This is a genomic window from Massilia sp. UBA6681 (assembly GCF_002454935.1).
Taxonomy (GTDB): Bacteria; Pseudomonadota; Gammaproteobacteria; order Burkholderiales; family Burkholderiaceae_D; genus Telluria; species Telluria varians.
Window position 1 is genome coordinate 23,388 of sequence record NZ_DKJX01000096.1, and the last position, 16,525, is coordinate 39,912.

The window sequence follows — 16,525 nt, forward strand, 5'->3', positions numbered from 1 at the left end:
CATCAGACGATGTTCGCCGCATGCACAATCGCTACAACTGAACCAAGCTTGCGTTGACGAATGCGTATAATGCCCTGATCAATGCGCGTTGGCGGTAAGCAACGTCTTCCTCCACACCGTCGCGCCTCGCTGGCGCGACCAGCATGGGCCGTACCAGAATGAATACCGCTGCAAACGTACGCATCTCCACCGGCATTGCCGGCCTCGACGACATCCTCGGCGGCGGCCTGACTCCACAGCGCGTCTACCTGGTGGAAGGCTCGCCCGGTTCCGGCAAGACCACGCTGGGCCTGCAGTTCCTGCTCGATGGGGCAGCCAGGGGCGAGGCCGGCCTGTATATCACCCTGTCCGAGACCGCCGACGAGCTGAAGGCAGTCGCAGCGAGCCACGGCTGGAACATCGATGCGCTGTCGATCTTCGAACTGGCCGGCGACACCGAGCTGGATCCCGATTCCGAACAGTCGATCTTCCATCCTTCGGAAGTCGAGCTGGGCGAAACGACCCGCAATGTCATGAACAAGGTCGACGCGATCAAGCCGGTGCGCGTGGTGTTCGACAGCCTGTCCGAAATGCGCCTGCTGGCGCAGAACCCGCTGCGCTACCGCCGCCAGATCCTGGCCCTGAAGCAGTTCTTCGCGGCGCGCGCCTGCACCGTCCTGCTCCTGGACGACAAGACCAGCCAGTCCGACCAGCACCTGCACAGCATCGCGCACGGCGTGATCAGCCTGGAGCAGATCGCCAAGGAGTTCGGCACGGAGCGCCGGCGCGTGAACATCATCAAGATGCGCGGCATCCGCTTCCGCGGCGGCTACCACGACTACACGCTCGACACCGGCGGCATCACGATGTATCCGCGCCTGGTGGCGGCCGAGCATGTCCGCGACTTCGTGCCGGCGGTGCGCTCCACCGGCTCGAGCGGCATCGACGCCCTGCTGGGGGGCGGCCTGGTGCGCGGCACCAATACCCTGATCGTCGGGCCTTCCGGCATCGGCAAGACCACCCTGTCGACCCGCTGCCTCCTGAGCGCCCTGGAACGCGGCGAGCAGGCCGCGCTCTACCTGTTCGACGAAGGACTCGGCACCTTCTTCGCGCGCAGCCGCGCGCTCGGGATGGAGCTGCGCCCCTATCTGGACAAGGGCCAGCTGCGCATCCACCATATCGACCCGGCCGAACTGTCGCCGGGCGAGTTCGCGCAGATGCTGCGCGACGCGGTCGAACTCTCCAAGGTCGGCTTCATCGTCATCGACAGCCTGAACGCCTACCTGCAGGCCATGCCCGGCGAGCAGTACCTGATCCTGCAGATGCACGAACTGCTGTCCTACCTGAACCAGCAGGGCGTCACCACGGTACTGGTGCTGGGCCAGCACGGGATGATCGGCGAAGTGAGGTCCGACGTCGACCTGAGCTACCTGAGCGACAGCACGGTCCTGATGCGCTTCTTCGAGTCGAACGGCCGCCTGCGGCGCGCCGTCACGGTGATCAAGAGCCGCGCCGCCGAGCACGCGCTGACCATCCACGAGCTGCAGCTGGGCGCCGACGGCATCCGCGTCGGCGAAGCGCTGGAAGGCTTCGACGGCGTCCTCACCGGCCTGCCCAGCTACCGGGGCCTGACGCCCATGATGTCGGACATTCCCGATGTCGCCGGCTGAGCGGCAGGACCAACGCATCCTGATCCTCGCGCCGCGCGGGCGCGACGCCGAGGTCATGTGCTCGGTGCTGGCGCAGGACGGCGCGGCCTGCGGCGCGATGCCCGATTTCGCTGCGCTTGCCGGCGCCATCGGCGAAGGCGCCGGCCTGGCCATTGTGGCCGAGGAAGCGCTGCATGGCGCCGACCTGGCGCCCCTGCACGCCTGGCTGGCGGCGCAGGAACCCTGGTCCGATTTCCCCTTCGTGATCCTGCTCGGCAAGGCGGTCGGGCCGGCCGCGGCCACCACCCGCTCCCGGCTGGAAGAGCTGGGCAACATCATCCTGCTCGAGCGCCCGCTCAACGCCCAGACCCTGCGCAGCGCCGCCAGCTCGGCCCTGCGCGCCCGGCGCCGACAGTACCAGGCACGCGACCTGCTGGCCGAACGCGAGCGCGACGCCGCCAGCCTGCAGCAGAGCCGGCAGGACCTCCTGTCCCTCAACGAGACGCTCGAATCGCGCATCGAGGAACGCACCCGCGCGCTGGCCGGGGCCAACGATCGCCTGATGAACGAAGTCATCGAACGCGAACGGGTGCAGCAGGCGATGGTGCAGTTCCAGAAGATGGAAGCGGTCGGCCGCCTCACCGGCGGCATCGCCCACGACTTCAACAACCTGCTCAACGTGGTCCAGGGCAGCATGGACCTGATCCTGCTGCTGTCGAAGGACGACGTGGCCAGGCAGCGCGCCGAGATCGCGCGCCGCGCCTGCCAGCGCGGCGGCAAGCTGACCAGCCAGCTGCTGGCCTTCGCCCGCAACCAGAACCTCGACCTGCGCCCCGCCGAGGTGAGCGACCTGTTCGATGGGGTGCGCGAACTGGTGGCGACCTCGCTCGGCTCGCGCATCCATCTGCGCTTCGAGGTCGAGGAAGGCTGCGCGCGCGTGTTCGCCGACGCCAACCAGATGGAGATGGCGCTGCTGAACCTGGCCATCAATGCGCGCGACGCCATGGGCGACAGCGGGGAACTGGCTTTCCATGCGGGGAATGCCCGCCCGCCCGCCGGGCTGCTGCCGAGCGGCGAGTACGTGCGCATCGCCGTCACCGACAACGGCCCCGGCATGCCGCCCGAGCTCGTGGCCAAGGTCTTCGAGCCCTTCTTTACGACCAAGGCGGTCGGCAAGGGCACCGGCCTGGGCCTGAGCCAGGTATACGGCATGGCGCAGCAGTCGGGCGGCGCGGCGCGCATCCTGAGCCAGCAGGGGTGTGGGACCACGGTGGAAATCTGGCTGCGCGCCTGGGACGGCAGCGAGCTCCCCGCCGCCGCGCCCCTGCCGGACGCCGTCCCGGCCGCCGGACAGGGTTCCCGTATCCTGGTGGTCGAGGACGACAACTTCGTGCGCGAATCGATGGTGCAGTCGCTCGAAGCCTTCGGGCATGCGGTGACCCAGGCGGCGGACGGCGCGGCCGCCCTGCGCGAACTGGGACGCGGGCGGCCGGACCTGATCATCACCGATTACCTGATGCCGGGGATTACCGGGGCCGAACTCATGCGGCGCGCGCGCGAAGTCTTCCCCGGCATACCGATGATCATCGCCACCGGCTATGCGGACATGCATGCGATCGACCAGGTCCTGGGCGACGACATCCTGCTGCGCAAACCCTTCCAGCTGGCCGAGCTGGCGCTGAGCGTCGAACGCGCGCTCGGCCGCGGCGGCTCATCCGCACGGCCTCACTGAGCGGCGCCGGCAGCCCTCATCGAGCTGGACGCCGCCGAAAACGACTCTGTGCCACACTTTGTTCGTCACCTTCAGGGGAGAACATCATGAGCAAGGAACAGAAGTCGCACGAGAAGCAGGCCGCGCCGCAAGGCCAGCAACAAGGGCAGGAACAGGGACAGCAACAGGCGCAGTCCCAGAACCAGCAGCAGGCGCACGACGTGGACGGCCTGGCAGACAAGAAGCCCGAAGAGCTGACACCGGAAGAGCTGAGGCTGATGGCCGACACGATGCCGGGCGAAGGACCGGGCGATTGAGATGTTCTTATTCTTCTCGAACAAACTCGGCTGCCTCGGCTCCATCGCCGTCTCGATCGTGCTGACGCTGATCGTGCTGCTCTTGATCGGCGTGTTCTGAAGCGGCCCTACTTCTTCAGCGTACGCACGTAGGCCAGGACTTCGTCCTCGCGCCCCTCGCCCACCGCCGCGGCGGCAGTCTTGCCGCCGAGCGCGGGCTGCGGCTCGTTCATCCACGCGCTGGCGGCGTCATCGCTGCCGACGATGCCGCGCACTTCGTGCATCACCGTGTAATAGGCCTGCGCCTTGCGCGACTGCTGGCCAAAGCGGGCCTGCAGCGCCGCAAAGGCGTCGGGCTTGATGGAATCGCTTCCTGCCATGCGCATGCTCCTTATTTGGTGACGGTGAGCAGCGAACGCTTGCCGCCCTTGAACGAATACAGCGTGATGGTGCCGTCCTTGATGTCGCCGCGCGCGTCGAAGGCGATCGGCCCGGTCACGCCCCTGTGCTGGATCTTCGAGAGGACCGGCAGGTACTTCGCCGGCTGGCTGGAGCCGGCCTTCACCATGGCCTCGGCCATGGTCATCACCGCGTCGTAGGCATATGGGGCGTTGATCTGGACGTCGATGCCGAAGCGCTTCTTGTAATCGGCGCGGAACTTGTCCATGGCGGCGCGGGCTTCGCCCTGCACGCCGCCCGCTTCCGCGCACACCACCTGGCCGTCGGCCATGGTGCCGCCGGAGAGCTTGTGGATCTCGTCCGAGCACAGGCCGTCGCCGCCCATCATGCGCACGTTCATGCCGAGCTGCTTCATCTGGCGCAGCATCGGGCCGGCGGTGGCGCTCATGCCGCCGAAGAAAACCAGGTCCGGCTTGGTGGCGCGGATGCGCGTGATGATGGCGGAAAAATCGGTTGCCTTGTCGTGCGTGAATTCCTTGGCGACGACGGTGCCGCCCTGGCTCTGCAGGCTGCGCGCGAATTCGGTGACCAGGCCCTGGCCGTAGGCGGTGCGGTCGTCGACCACGGCCACGCGCCTGGCCTTCATGGCGCCGGTCGCGTAGCGGCCCAGCGCCTGGCCCAGCTGCACGTCATTGGCCACCACGCGGAAGGTGGTGTTGAAGCCCTGGCGGGTGTACATCGGCGAGGTCGACGAGGGCGAGATCTGCGGGATGCCGGCAGCATGGTAGATCTTCGAGGCCGGGATGGTCGTGCCCGAGGTCTCGTGGCCGACCATGCCGTTGATCTTCGCGTCCACCAGTTTCTGCGCCACGGCGGTGGCCTGTTTCGGTTCGCCGGCGTCGTCCTCGGCCACCAGCTCGAAGCGGACCTTCTTGGCGCCGATGCTGACGCCCTTGGCGTTGAGCGCCTCGATCGCCATGCGCGCACCGTTTTCGGTGTCCTTGCCGAAGTAGGCCACCGGCCCGGTCACGGCGGCCGCGTGGCCGATCCGAACGACTTCCTGGGCCGAGGCCAGGCCGGCTGCCGCCAGGCCGGCCAACAGGACTGCTTGCTTCTTCATCGATTCCTCTAGATATCCGGTCAGGGCCCGCTGCCCTGTGAGCAAAGGGAGCATTCTACCGTTACCGTGCTGCGCCTGCCGAAGGCCCGCATGGCGAATGTGACAATTGGCGAGAATTCAAGGGCCAAAACGCGGGTATCCTGCGCGCCTGATACAAGAACGAGAGGGGCCGGCAGCGCCGAGCGACCTCCGGCACCACGGAGACCATCATTCTTACCCTTGCCACGCGACCTGCCGCCTCCCTTGCGGCGTGCATCCTGCTGTCCTGCGTGCTGGCCCCGGCCGCGGCACGCCAGCCGGCGTCACACCAACTTGCCGCCGGCTGCGAGGCCGGCAAGGCCTGCGCCGCCGCTCGTCACCGCGGCACGAAGCAGGCGCCGGAATGCGGGCGCCTGCGCGCGGCCATCCTGGAAGCGGAACAATCGGAGCGGCGCGTGCGCGCCGCGATGATGGAATCGGTGCAACTGGACCTGCTCAGCCTGCGCAAGCGCTACCGCAAACTGGGCTGCCGCGCCTAGGGCCTACAGCCTACAACGATTGTTCCCACACCAGGCGCCAGGTCGGGCGCAGCTGGTAGACGGTGGCGCGTTCGAGCGGCCTGTGCCCCTCGTACGCCAGGCGTTTCAGGTAGTCGCGCTGCGCCAGGCTGGCCACGGACAGGCGTAGTCTCGAGCGGGCGTCGCGCTTCCATACCCCATACAGGTCGAGCTGGCGCCGGCTGCCGTCCTCGCTATAGACCAGCGCGCTCGCGCGGCTCGCCACCCGTCCCCGGTAAGTCCAGGTGCCGCCCAGGTCGAAGCGGCCGGTTGGCGCCGCGTAGTCCAGCCCGAGATTGCCGCTGTAGGCCGGCTGCCCTTCGATGCGCTTGTCCGGCCCCGGCACGCCGTCCAGGCGCGACCAGTTGCGCGCCAGGTTCAGGCGTCCTGACAGCGCGCCGCGCGTCAGCTTGCCTTCGAACTCGATGCCGCGCACCGATGCGCTGCCCGCGTTGTCGGGGGTGGCGGTCCACACGCCGCTGCTCTCGCCGATGCGCGTCAGCGTGATGTCGCGGATGCGCTTGTGGAACAGGCTCACGCTCACCATGTCCGCCGCGCCGAAGTAGCGCTCCCAGGCCAGGTCGACGGCCAGGGCGAGTTCGGGCCGCAGCCTGGGGTTGCCCTGCTGGTCCGGGTTGGTGGCGCTGTTGTTGTTGTCGACCGTGTAGCGGCGCGGCAGCAGCTGGACGATGTTCGGCGCCTTGTAGCTGCGGCTGACCGCGAAGCGAAAGCCGTCGCGCGTTCCGGTGTCGCCTTCCGCCCGCTGCGGCTTGAACAAGGTCTGGAACACGGGACTCCAGGCGCCCGCGTCGACGTCCACCGGGGCAGCCGCATTGCCTTCGCCCGTCGTGCGCAAGTCTTCGCGCCGCAGGCCCGCATAGGCGGACCAGCCGGGGCCGATGTCCCACTCGTCCTGGATGAAGAAGGCGCTGCGTACCACGCTGGCGCGGTAATCCTCGTCGCTGGAGAACAGCAGCGTGCCGCGGGGATCGACATGCCGTTCGCGCCGGTATTCGCTGCGCCCCTGGCGGCCGAACTCCCATCCGGCCGCCAGGGAGTGGCTGCCCCACAGCGGGCGGCGCCAGCTGCCGCTGAAGGTCCATTCGCGCTCGACCGGGCCGGAGGCAACCAGATGGGACTCGCGCAGGCGATCCTGCGCATCCATGCCCCGGTAGACGAAGTCGGCCTCGCGCTTCATCCGGAAGCCGGACAGCTTGGCGTTCAGGCGGGCGCCGCCCTCCAGCCTGCGGGTCCAGGCCAGGTCGGCGTAGGCGTGCAGCGGACGGGTCTCGAAGCTTTGGTAGGCGTGCGGGAACGGTGTCGGCCGGCCAGTCTCGGTGGTCTCCTTTTCGCGCTTGACGTTGTCGATGTGGCGCCTGCGCAGGTAGCCCTGCGCGCTGATGCTGTCGGCCGCGTTCGGCTGCCAGCTCAGGCGCGGCGCCAGTTCCAGGATGTCTTCGACCTGGTGGTCGGTCCAGGCCGTGCGGCGCAGCAGCGCGGGATCCGATCCCGCCTCGGTGCTGAGGGCCGCAACCGGATTCAGGTTGCGCTTGACGGTCGCGGTCACGGTGTAGGCGAACGCGCCCCTGCGGCCGCTGTGCTGGGCAAGCAGCTGCGGCGCCGCATGGCCACGCTGGAAGGCGCTGCCCGCCTTGATCTCGTTCGCGTCCTCGTTCTTTGCCGGGCCGGCGCGCCGCATGACGATATTGATGGCGCCGGCCACCGCCTGGCTGCTGGTTTCGGCAGTGGCGGCGCGCTGGATCTCGATGCGCTCGATCAGCTCGGGACTGATCGATTCGAGCGAGAAGCCGGCCGGCGCAGGCACGCCGTTGAGCAGGATCGCCACATAGCCGCTGCCCAGGCCGCGCATGCGGATGGCGGCTTCCCTCCCCGGGCTGGCCTCGAGCGTGATGCCGGGCTGCCGCTTCAGTACCTCAGCCAGGCTGGCGTCGCCCTGGCGCAAGATTTCGTCGCGCCCGACGACGATGGCGGTGCTGAATCTGCGCCTGGCCATGGCCGCCCATCCCGGCTGGCTGCTCGCCGGGGAATGCGGCGGAGCGGCGTCGGCGCGCGCGGCGCTGGCGGGCATTGACGTCGACCTGGTGTTCCTGGACATCCAGATGCCGGGGCAGTCCGGGCTGGTGCTGGCGCGTGAGCTGAGCCGCCTGCGCGAGCCGCCGCTGGTCGTGTTCGTGACCGCCTACAGCGCGCACGCGATCGAGGCCTTCGAGGTGCATGCCCTCGACTACCTGCTCAAGCCACTCGACGATGCGCGCCTGGCGCAGGCCGTCGAGCGCGCGGCGAGCATGCTGCGCCAGCGCCAGCGCGAGGCCTATGGCGCGGCGCTGCGCGGCTTCGTCGATGCCGATGGCGATGGCGCGCAAAGCCTGGATACGATCAGCGTGCGCTCGGTCGGCCGCATCGAACAGGTCAAGGTGGGCGACATCCTGCGCATCGAATCGGCGGGCAATTATGTGGAACTGCGCCTGGCGGGACGCACGGTCCTGCACCGGATGACGCTCAGCCGCCTCGAAAGCCTGCTGGCCCCAGGGGAATTCGTGCGCGTGCGCCGGGGCACGATCGTGCGGCGCAGCCAGATCGCCGGCATGGAAACCCGTGGCGACGGCACCTACTGGCTAAGCCTGCGCAACGGCGACCTGGTAGCCGTCAGCGAGCGCTATGCCGGTGCGCTGAAAGCCTTCCTCGGAGGGTGAAACTCCGGTCCTCGACTATGCTATGGTTTGGTTCTGTAAACGTTAAATAAACCACGCCTTTCGGCTGATCTAAGAGGATGTATGCGTGTTGGACATGAAGCGTCGGAGGCGGCGCCGGCGATGAGCGAGCGCGAGCTGCACTTCGCGATCAAGGCCGGGCGTCTCGGCACCTGGAGCCTGGATATCGCGACCGGCGAACTGCGCACATCGGAAGTCTGCCGGTGCAATTTCGGCCGCGATCCGGCCGCCCCGTTCAGCTACGCGGAACTGCGCGCCGCCATTCATCCCGACGACAAGGTCCGGATGGCCGATGCCGTCGAGCACAGCGTCGCGTCCCGAGCGGATTACGACATCGAATACCGGATCGTGACGCCGGGCGGCGATTTGCGCTGGATCGCCATTCGCGGGCAGCCCGACTTCGACAGCGAGGGCAGGCCGCTCCGGATGACGGGCGTGTCGATCGACGTCACCGACAGGCGGCAAGCCGAGGAAAGACTGAGCGAAAGCGAAGCGCGCTATCGCACCCTGTTCGATTCCATCGACGAAGGCTTCTGCGTGGTCCAGTTCATCGATGGCCCGCACGGCCCGATGTCTGACTACGTGCACGTCGAAGCGAACGCCGCCTACATGCGCCATGCCGGCATTCCCGACATCGTCGGCAAGACGGCCAGGAGCCTGCTGAGCCGGAGCGAGGCGGACGCCTGGGTGGCGATCATCCGGGGCGTGCTGGAAACCGGGCAGCCTGTGCGCTTCGAGCGCGTCCTCGAAACCACCGACCGCTACCTCGAAGTGGCGTGCTCGCGCATCGAGCCGGCCACCAAGCGCCAGATAGCGGTCATCTTCCAGGACATAAGCGCGCGCAGGCTGGCGGAGCGCAGGCTCCGCGAACTGAACGATAGCCTGGCAAGCCAGGTCGCCGAGCGCACGGCCGAGCGCGACCAGCTCTGGAAGCTGTCCCAAGACATGCTGGCCCGGGCCAACTTCGAAGGGACCATGTCGGCCGTCAGCCCCGCATGGACGCAAGTGCTGGGCTGGAGCGAAGCCGAACTGCTGGCGCGCCCCTATGCCAGCCTCATGCATCCGGAGGACATGCCGCCCACGCTGGAGGCGATCGGGCGGATGGCCGAGACGCACCAGCCGGCCCGCTTCGAGAACCGCATCGCCACCCGGGACGGCGGCTGGAAGCACATCGAGTGGACCGTCGCACCGGAGCTCGACGGCGAGAATTTCGTCGCCATCGGGCGTGACCTCAGCCTGAACAAGGCCCGCGAAGCCGAACTCGAGCAGGCCCGGCAATCCTTGCGCCAGTCGCAGAAGATGGAGGCGGTGGGCCAGCTCACGGGCGGCCTCGCCCACGACTTCAATAACCTGCTCGCCTCGATCAGCGGCGGCTTGCAGGTCCTCAAGCTCAAGCTGCATCGCGGCCAGGTAGCCGGGCTGGAACGTTACATCGAGATCGGTGAATCCTCGGTCCGCCGGGCCGCCTCGCTCACGCAGCGGCTGCTGGCATTCTCGCGCCGGCAGACGCTCGATCCCAAGCCGGTCGACATCAACCGCCTGATCGCAGGAATGGAGGAGCTGGTGCGCCATTCGGTCGGCCCGATGATCGAACTGGAAGTGCTCGGTGCGCACGATCTCTGGTTGACCAAGGTCGATCCGTCCCAGCTCGAGAATGCCTTGCTCAACCTGTGCATCAATGCACGCGATGCGATGATGCCCGACGGCGGGAAACTGACGCTGGTGACGGCCAACGAGTGGATCGACGAGCGCGACGCGCGAGGCGATATGCCGCCGGGACAGTACATTTCGCTGCGCGTGTCCGATACCGGCACCGGCATGCCTCCCGAGGTGGTCGCGCGCATCTTCGACCCCTTCTACACCACCAAGCCATTGGGCGAAGGTACCGGACTGGGACTGTCGATGGTCTACGGCTTCGTGCGCCAGTCGGGCGGCCAGGTACGCGTCCGCTCGGAGCCTGGGCACGGGACCAGCATGTGCCTGTACGTGCCGCGCTATTGCGGCGCCGCCCAGGCGGAGGCGAAGGCCGACGTTCCGCCCCCCAGTTCGGGCCAGGGCGAGACGATCGTGCTCATCGAAGACGAGCACGCGCTGCGCGCCATCGTCGAAGAAGTGCTGCGCGAGGCCGGCTATCGCGTGCTCACGGCGCAGGATGGCCCGACCGGCCTGCAAATACTGAACTCCGACACGCGGGTGGACCTGCTGGTCACGGATGTGGGACTGCCCGGAGGGCTGAACGGTCGCCAGGTGGCCGATGCGGCAAGGCTGCAGCGCCCCGGCCTCAAGGTGCTGTTCGTGACGGGATATGCCGATACGGCGGCAGTCGGCAACGGCCGGCTCGCAGCAGGCATGGAAGTGATCACGAAGCCGTTCGAGATCACCGCCCTGACCTACAAGGTCCGTGCATTGATCGACGCGCGGCTAGCGCATTGACGCTTCCTGGAAGCAGACCGTGACCGACAGCCCGCCGAGGCGTTCCGACTGGCCCAGCGCCAGGGTGGCGCCGTGGCGTTCGGCGATCGCCTTGATGATCGCCAGTCCCAGCCCGCTGCCGGCCGCTTCGCTGCCGGCCACGCGGTAGAAGCGGTCGAACACGCGCTCGCGTTCCTCCGGCGGGATGCCGGGGCCGCTGTCCTCGACGGTGACCGTGACGGTACAGCCGTCCTTCGCCGTGTCGCTGCGCACCGAGATGTCGGCGGTGCCGCCCGCCGGGGTGTACTTGATGGCGTTGTCGACCAAGTTGCGCAGCAGGATGTGGAGCGCGTCCGGCTGCCCTTCCACCGTGGCCGGGTCGGCGTGGTGGATGCCGACGTCCACGCCCTTGGCGGCGGCCACGCCGGCCAGGTCCGCCACGGTGCGGCGCGCCAGGTCGGCCAGGTCGACCGGTCGCGCGACGGCGCCGGCGGCGGCGGTGGCTTCCTGGCGCGCCAGCACCAGCAGTTGCTCGACCAGGCGGGTGGCACGGTCGATGCCGGCGGTCAGGCGCTGCACGGCGAGCTTGCGCGCGTCAAGCGTGTCGGCGCGGTCCAGGCTCTGGGCCTGCAGCCGCAGCGCCGCCAGCGGCGTGCGCAGTTCGTGCGCGGCGTCGGCAACGAAAGACTGCTGGGCGTCGAAGGCGGTCCTGACGCGCCCGAACAGCAGGTTCAGTTCCTGCACCAGCGGCTGCACCTCGTCCGGCAGGCCGGCGTCGGACACCGGCGACAAATCGTCGGCCTGGCGCGACGCCACCTGCGAACGCACCCGCGCCACCGGCTCGAGCGAGCCGCTCACCACCCACCACACCACCAGCATCAGGATCGGCATCATGACGGCGATCGGGCCGAGGGTGCGCAGCGCAAGGTTGCCCGCCATGTTGCGGCGCACGGCGAGGTCCTGGGCCACCTGCACGGTCTGGTTCTCGCTCTGGATCGAGAACACGCGGTAGACGGTGCCGTTGGCCTTGACGTTGGAGAAGCCCAGCACCGCGCGCTGCGGCAGCCGCGCGCGCGAAACGCTGTGGAAGACCTGCACGCCGTCGGGCGACCACATCTGCACCACCATGTCGTCGTTGCCGGCGCCACCCGGGCTGGCCTCGTTCTTGGCCTGCAGGCGCTGCTGCGCTTCGCTGTTCGACAGCGGCGTGCTCGAACGCAGCGACAGCGCCATCTGCTGCATGTGGTAGTCGAAGATCTGGTCGGCGTCGTGCAGGGAGGTGCGGTAGGCGATCGAGGCTTGCGCCAGGGCGGCGATGGTGATCGCCGCCAGCAGGTACCACAACAGGCGCCCACGCAGCGAGTGCGTGACCTTGGACCTGAATTTCATGCCTTGGGCACCATGTAGCCGACGCCGCGCACGTTCTGGATCAGGTCACTGCCCAGCTTCTTGCGCAGCCCGTGGATGTAGACTTCCACCGCGTTGCTGGAGACTTCGTCGCGCCAGCTGTACAGCTTTTCTTCCAGCTGGGCGCGCGACAGCACGGCGCCGGGCCGCGCCACCAGGGCTTCCAGCACCGCCCATTCGCGTGCTGAGAGCGCAACCTGGGTGCCGTCGACCAGCACTTCGCGGGTGGCCGGATTGACGGTGATGTTCTTGTACTCGAAGATGGGTTCGGCGCGCCCGGCGGCGCGGCGCAGCAGCGCGCGGATGCGCGCCAGCAGTTCGTCGAGGTCGTAGGGCTTGAGGACGTAGTCGTCGGCGCCGGCGTCCAGCCCGGCGATGCGCTGGGCCACCGAATCGCGCGCGGTGGCGACCAGCACGGGAGTGCGGTCCTTGCGGGTGCGCATCGAGCGCAGCACGTCCAGCCCGTCCTTGCGCGGCAGGCCAAGGTCGAGCAGGACCAGGTCGTAGTTCTGGTTCTGCATCAGGGCCGTGTCGGCCATTTCGCCGTCCTTGACCCAATCGACGGCGTAGTGCTCGGCCCGCAGGAGGTCGAGCACCACTTCACCGATCATCGTATCGTCTTCTACCAGCAGTAAGCGCATGAGTGTTCCATTGTTGATACCAGCCGGTGGAGGACGCTACGCTTCCTTACCCGATCCGCACTGGAATGAAGATTCTTTCACTTCCGCGCTGGATCAGCAAGGCCACCGACTTGCTGGCCTTGCCCACCACGTCGCGGACCTGCTCGAGCGAGTTGACCGCACGGCCGTTGACCGAGACCAGCACGTCGCCCGGTTCGATGCCGGCGCTCGCGGCCGCGCCGCGCGCATCCTCGATCAGCAGGCCCGAGGCGATGCCGCTCTGGCGGCGCTCGATCGGCTCGAGCGGACGCAGGACCAGGCCCAGCTTGGCGCCCTTGTCGCCGCCGTTCGCGGCCAGCTCTTCCGGCGCGCCGCGCTTGGCCTTCTCGCTGGCGTCGGCAAGGACCGCGTCGACGCGCACCAGCTTGCCGTCGCGCCAGACGTCGAGCGCCACACGCTCGCCCGGCTTGGACAGCGAGACGCTGCTGGACAGGTCGCCCGGCGACACGATGGTCTGGCCGTTCAGGCGGCGGATGATGTCGCCCGACTTCAGGCCGGCGCGCTCGGCCGGGCCGCCGCGCTCGACGTTGGCGATCAGGACGCCTTCGGGCGAATCGAGGCCGAAGGAGTCGGCGAAGACCTGGTCGATCGGCTGTACGTTCACGCCCAGCTTGGCATGCTGCACCTTGCCGGTGGCCATGATCTGGTCCTTGATCTTGACCGCGATGTCGATCGGGATCGAGAAGGACAGGCCCTGGTAGCCGCCGGTCTGGCTGTAGATCTGCGAATTGATGCCCACCACTTCGCCGCGGGTGTTGAACAGCGGGCCGCCCGAGTTGCCCGGGTTGACCGCGACGTCGGTCTGGATGAAGGGCACCTGGCCGTCCGGCAGGTTGCGGCCGGTGGCGCTCACCACGCCGGCGGTGACGGTGCTCTCGAGGCCATAGGGCGAGCCGATGGCCAGCACCCACTCGCCCGGGGCCAGCGAACGCGATTTACCGAGAGGCACCACCGGCAGGTTCTTGGCGTCGATCTTCAGCACGGCCACGTCGGTGCGCGCGTCCGCGCCCACGACCTTGGCGCGGAATTCGCGGCGGTCATGGAGCTTGACGGTGACTTCGTCGGCGCCTTGCACGACGTGGGCGTTGGTCAGGATGACGCCGTCCGGGCTTACGATGAAGCCCGATCCGGCGCCGAAAACGGGCGCTCCACGACCGCTGCCGCGCGGGTCCTGGAACTGTCGGAAGAATTCATAGAACGGGTGGCGCGGGTCGAGCTGGGGCACGTTGCCGCGGTTGGCGGTCTTGGTGCTGCCGACCACCTGGATGTTCACCACCGCCTTGCCGTTCTGGGCGGCGATGCGGGTGAAGTCGGGGAGGGTCACGGTGCCTGCCGGCGCCGGGGCGGCGGCGGGAGCCGGGGCTGCAGCCAATTGGGCAGGCGCCGGCGCTGCTGCTGCGGCGGCTTCGGCTGCCGCGTTGTTATGGTTGACGGCAAGCGCACCGACCGCTCCGCCGATGACGCCCGCGGCACACAGGGCCAGCGTGAGGCGTTTGGCAGTGATGGCAGTGACGGCACCTTCGTTACGCATGTATGTGCTCCTGATGAAAATGGTTGACCGATGATGTTCTTTATCGATGGCTTAGAGCGCCTAACAAAACCTTCAGGGCAAGGCGCACCGTCGAAGACAGTACACCTGTACGGCAAGACGGTGCAACGCAGCCATGGAGGTTTTGTTAGGCGCTCTTATCTTCCCAAAGCTGGCTTAGACCATGCTTAAGCAGGCAACTTTTGGCCTTATACCGCTCTTAAATCGCAGGCTGGCCCCATCGTCAAAAAGGGCGCCCCACGGGACGCCCTTCTTTCACACGACTACCTGTACTTAGGCGGCGCGCTGTTCCAGCTGCTGCACGTTATTGGTATTGCCGTTGGCGTCGCCAATGGCGATCTTGCGCGGCTTGAACGCTTCCGGCACTTCGCGCACCAGTTCGATGGTGAGCATGCCGTTGTCGAACGATGCGCTGGTGACCTTCACATGGTTCGCCAGCTGGAAGCGCTGCTCGAAATCGCGGGCGGCGATGCCACGGTGCAGGAAGGTGCGCTGGGTCTCGTCCTTCTGCTTGCGGCCGGTGACATGCAGGGTGTCACGCTCGGTCACGATTTCCACTTCGTCGCGGGTGAAGCCAGCCAGGGCCATCACGATGCGGTAGTTGTCTTCGCTCACCAGTTCGATGTTGTACGGCGGGTAGCTCGGCTCGGCGCGTTGCTCGAGCAGGCTGGCCAGGCGATCGAAACCGATGGCGGAACGGTACAGGGGAGTCAGGTCGAAAGTACGCATGATAAATATCCTCGTAAAATTTAAGCGATATAGTTGCCGGACCTCATCGTGAGCATCCGGTGACTCCAATCTAGTGCCATGCCAAGGCAGTTTCAAGACATACGAAATATGGTTTTTTAATCATTTTGGCAAATATTATTTGCACCTCTCCGTGTGCGCAAATTTGCCAAATTTGCGTTAAGGTAAGCACCTTTGCCACAGCAGCCGCATCATGTTTTCGATCGTCCTCAATATCGTCGGTACCCTCTTCCACCTGTACGTCGCCGCCCGCCTGTATTCGCTCGACGCGGTCAAGCGCCGCATCCCGCGGCGCGCCTGGTGGATCGGCGCCTTCCTGGTCTGGCTGCTGTATTTTGCCGGCGTGCGCATCGGCGACCAGGCCCTCGACTGGCGCTGGTGGCCGGGGCAGTTCGCGCTGACCTGGCTGGGCATCACCTTCATCATGTCGCTGTGCCTGCTGGTGACGGACCTAGCCAGCGGCTTTGGATTCTGGTGGCGCGCGCATACCCAGAAGCTGCGCGCCATCGGCGCCATCGGCGGCGTGCTGCTCGCAAGCTTCGCCATCTTCCAGGGCATGCGCGCCCCCGTCATCGTCGACCAGGAAGTCGTCATGAAAGACCTGCCGCAGGCGCTCGACGGCACCGTCATCGTCGCCGTCAGCGACATCCACCTCGGCGCCCAGCGCCGCTCCGAATGGCTGGCGGCGCGCGTCGAACAGATCAACGCATTGCAGCCGGCCGCGGTCCTGCTGCTCGGCGACCAGGTCGAGGACGATCCGATCGGCGAGCCGCAGCTGGCCCCGACCCTGCGCGGGCTGCGCGCGCCGTGGGGCGTGTGGGCGGTGACCGGCAACCACGAGTTCTACGGCGACCTTGAAACCACCGTGCGCGAATTCGAGGAAGGCGGCGTGCGCTAGCTGCGCGACCGCCAGGTGGAGCTGGCCCCGGGCCTGGTGCTGGCCGGGATCGAGGACATCGGCCGCGCCATGCGCAATGAACGCGAGATCACGAGCGGCCTGGCGCGCACCATCCCGGCGCCGACCGGCAGCGCCACCATCCTGATGTCGCACATCCCGGCTGCCGGCGTCATCGAGGAAGCCAGCGCGCGCGGCGTCGACCTGATGCTGTCCGGGCACACCCACGGCGGCCAGATCTGGCCCTTCGGCTATGCGGTGCAGAAACGCTTCGCGAAATACATCGGCGCCTACGACGTGGACGGCATGATGCTGTACGTGACCCGCGGCGCCGGCAGCTGGGGCCCGCGCATGCGCCTGTGGCAGCCGGGCGAGATCATCAGGCTGACGCTGCGCGCGCCGGCCTGAAGGAG

At 67.6% G+C, this 16,525-nt stretch carries 15 protein-coding genes; 8 read left to right on the forward strand and 7 right to left on the reverse strand.

Translation table 11 applies throughout. The annotated features are described in order from the left end of the window. Positions 1 to 158: 158 nt before the first annotated feature. The 3 genes from B2R83_RS17440 (at position 159) to B2R83_RS17450 (ending at position 3,656) form a co-directional block, all read left to right on the forward strand. Positions 159 to 1,649, forward strand: coding sequence for an ATPase domain-containing protein (locus B2R83_RS17440; protein WP_292043943.1), 1,491 nt, complete (start codon positions 159 to 161; stop codon positions 1,647 to 1,649). After that, positions 1,636 to 3,360, forward strand: a complete 1,725-nt coding sequence (locus tag B2R83_RS17445) for a response regulator (RefSeq protein ID WP_292043944.1) — start codon at positions 1,636 to 1,638, stop codon at positions 3,358 to 3,360. Before B2R83_RS17440 ends, B2R83_RS17445 begins: the two co-directional genes overlap by 14 nt. Positions 3,361 to 3,446: 86 nt before the next feature. After that, positions 3,447 to 3,656 (forward strand): hypothetical protein, encoded by a 210-nt coding sequence (locus B2R83_RS17450; protein ID WP_292043945.1) that lies wholly within the window; start codon positions 3,447 to 3,449, stop codon positions 3,654 to 3,656. A 107-nt stretch (positions 3,657 to 3,763) separates the two neighbouring features. Here the strand turns inward: B2R83_RS17450 and B2R83_RS17455 are convergent, their stop codons facing one another. Together B2R83_RS17455 and B2R83_RS17460 are read right to left on the reverse strand one after the other, a co-directional pair. Continuing rightward, on the reverse strand, positions 3,764 to 4,015 hold the full coding sequence (locus B2R83_RS17455) for an MbcA/ParS/Xre antitoxin family protein (protein WP_292043946.1): 252 nt from the start codon (positions 4,013 to 4,015) through the stop codon (positions 3,764 to 3,766). 11 nt (positions 4,016 to 4,026) lie between these two features. Beyond that, positions 4,027 to 5,154, reverse strand: a complete 1,128-nt coding sequence (locus B2R83_RS17460) for a branched-chain amino acid ABC transporter substrate-binding protein (protein WP_292043947.1) — start codon at positions 5,152 to 5,154, stop codon at positions 4,027 to 4,029. Between the two features lie 269 nt (positions 5,155 to 5,423). Between B2R83_RS17460 and B2R83_RS17465 the strand changes: the two genes are divergently transcribed. Next, a complete protein-coding gene (locus B2R83_RS17465; protein WP_292043948.1) occupies positions 5,424 to 5,672 on the forward strand; it encodes a hypothetical protein in 249 nt (82 codons plus the stop codon). A gap of 10 nt (positions 5,673 to 5,682) precedes the next feature. Here B2R83_RS17465 and B2R83_RS17470 read toward each other — a convergent pair whose 3' ends face one another. After that, on the reverse strand, positions 5,683 to 7,704 hold the full coding sequence (locus B2R83_RS17470; protein WP_292043949.1) for a TonB-dependent receptor plug domain-containing protein: 2,022 nt from the start codon (positions 7,702 to 7,704) through the stop codon (positions 5,683 to 5,685). On the opposite strand from B2R83_RS17470, the gene B2R83_RS17475 reads away from it, so the two are divergent. Continuing rightward, on the forward strand, positions 7,682 to 8,404 hold the full coding sequence (locus B2R83_RS17475) for a LytR/AlgR family response regulator transcription factor (RefSeq protein ID WP_292043950.1): 723 nt from the start codon (positions 7,682 to 7,684) through the stop codon (positions 8,402 to 8,404). The genes B2R83_RS17470 and B2R83_RS17475 overlap by 23 nt on opposite strands. A gap of 120 nt (positions 8,405 to 8,524) precedes the next feature. Beyond that, on the forward strand, positions 8,525 to 10,855 hold the full coding sequence (locus tag B2R83_RS17480) for a hybrid sensor histidine kinase/response regulator (RefSeq protein WP_292043951.1): 2,331 nt from the start codon (positions 8,525 to 8,527) through the stop codon (positions 10,853 to 10,855). On the opposite strand, the gene B2R83_RS17485 is transcribed toward B2R83_RS17480, so the two are convergent. The 4 genes from B2R83_RS17485 to B2R83_RS17500 all read right to left on the reverse strand — a co-directional run bounded on the left by B2R83_RS17485 (position 10,844) and on the right by B2R83_RS17500 (position 15,199). Continuing rightward, positions 10,844 to 12,223: an ATP-binding protein gene (locus tag B2R83_RS17485; RefSeq protein WP_292043952.1), complete on the reverse strand. Its 1,380-nt coding sequence runs from the start codon at positions 12,221 to 12,223 to the stop codon at positions 10,844 to 10,846. The genes B2R83_RS17480 and B2R83_RS17485 overlap by 12 nt on opposite strands. Then, positions 12,220 to 12,882, reverse strand: a complete 663-nt coding sequence (locus B2R83_RS17490) for a response regulator (protein ID WP_281909610.1) — start codon at positions 12,880 to 12,882, stop codon at positions 12,220 to 12,222. The genes B2R83_RS17485 and B2R83_RS17490 overlap by 4 nt, the downstream gene beginning before the upstream one ends. 46 nt (positions 12,883 to 12,928) lie before the next feature. Further along, positions 12,929 to 14,452 (reverse strand): Do family serine endopeptidase, encoded by a 1,524-nt coding sequence (locus B2R83_RS17495; protein ID WP_292043953.1) that lies wholly within the window; start codon positions 14,450 to 14,452, stop codon positions 12,929 to 12,931. A 291-nt stretch (positions 14,453 to 14,743) separates the two neighbouring features. Beyond that, positions 14,744 to 15,199, reverse strand: a complete 456-nt coding sequence (locus tag B2R83_RS17500; protein ID WP_209588907.1) for an Hsp20 family protein — start codon at positions 15,197 to 15,199, stop codon at positions 14,744 to 14,746. Positions 15,200 to 15,410: 211 nt separating this feature from the next. Between B2R83_RS17500 and B2R83_RS17505 the strand changes: the two genes are divergently transcribed. After that, positions 15,411 to 16,115: a metallophosphoesterase gene (locus B2R83_RS17505; protein ID WP_292043954.1), complete on the forward strand. Its 705-nt coding sequence runs from the start codon at positions 15,411 to 15,413 to the stop codon at positions 16,113 to 16,115. 15 nt (positions 16,116 to 16,130) lie between these two features. Further along, complete coding sequence (locus B2R83_RS17510; protein ID WP_292043955.1) at positions 16,131 to 16,520, forward strand: hypothetical protein; 390 nt, start codon at positions 16,131 to 16,133, stop codon at positions 16,518 to 16,520. Positions 16,521 to 16,525: the final 5 nt, after the last annotated feature.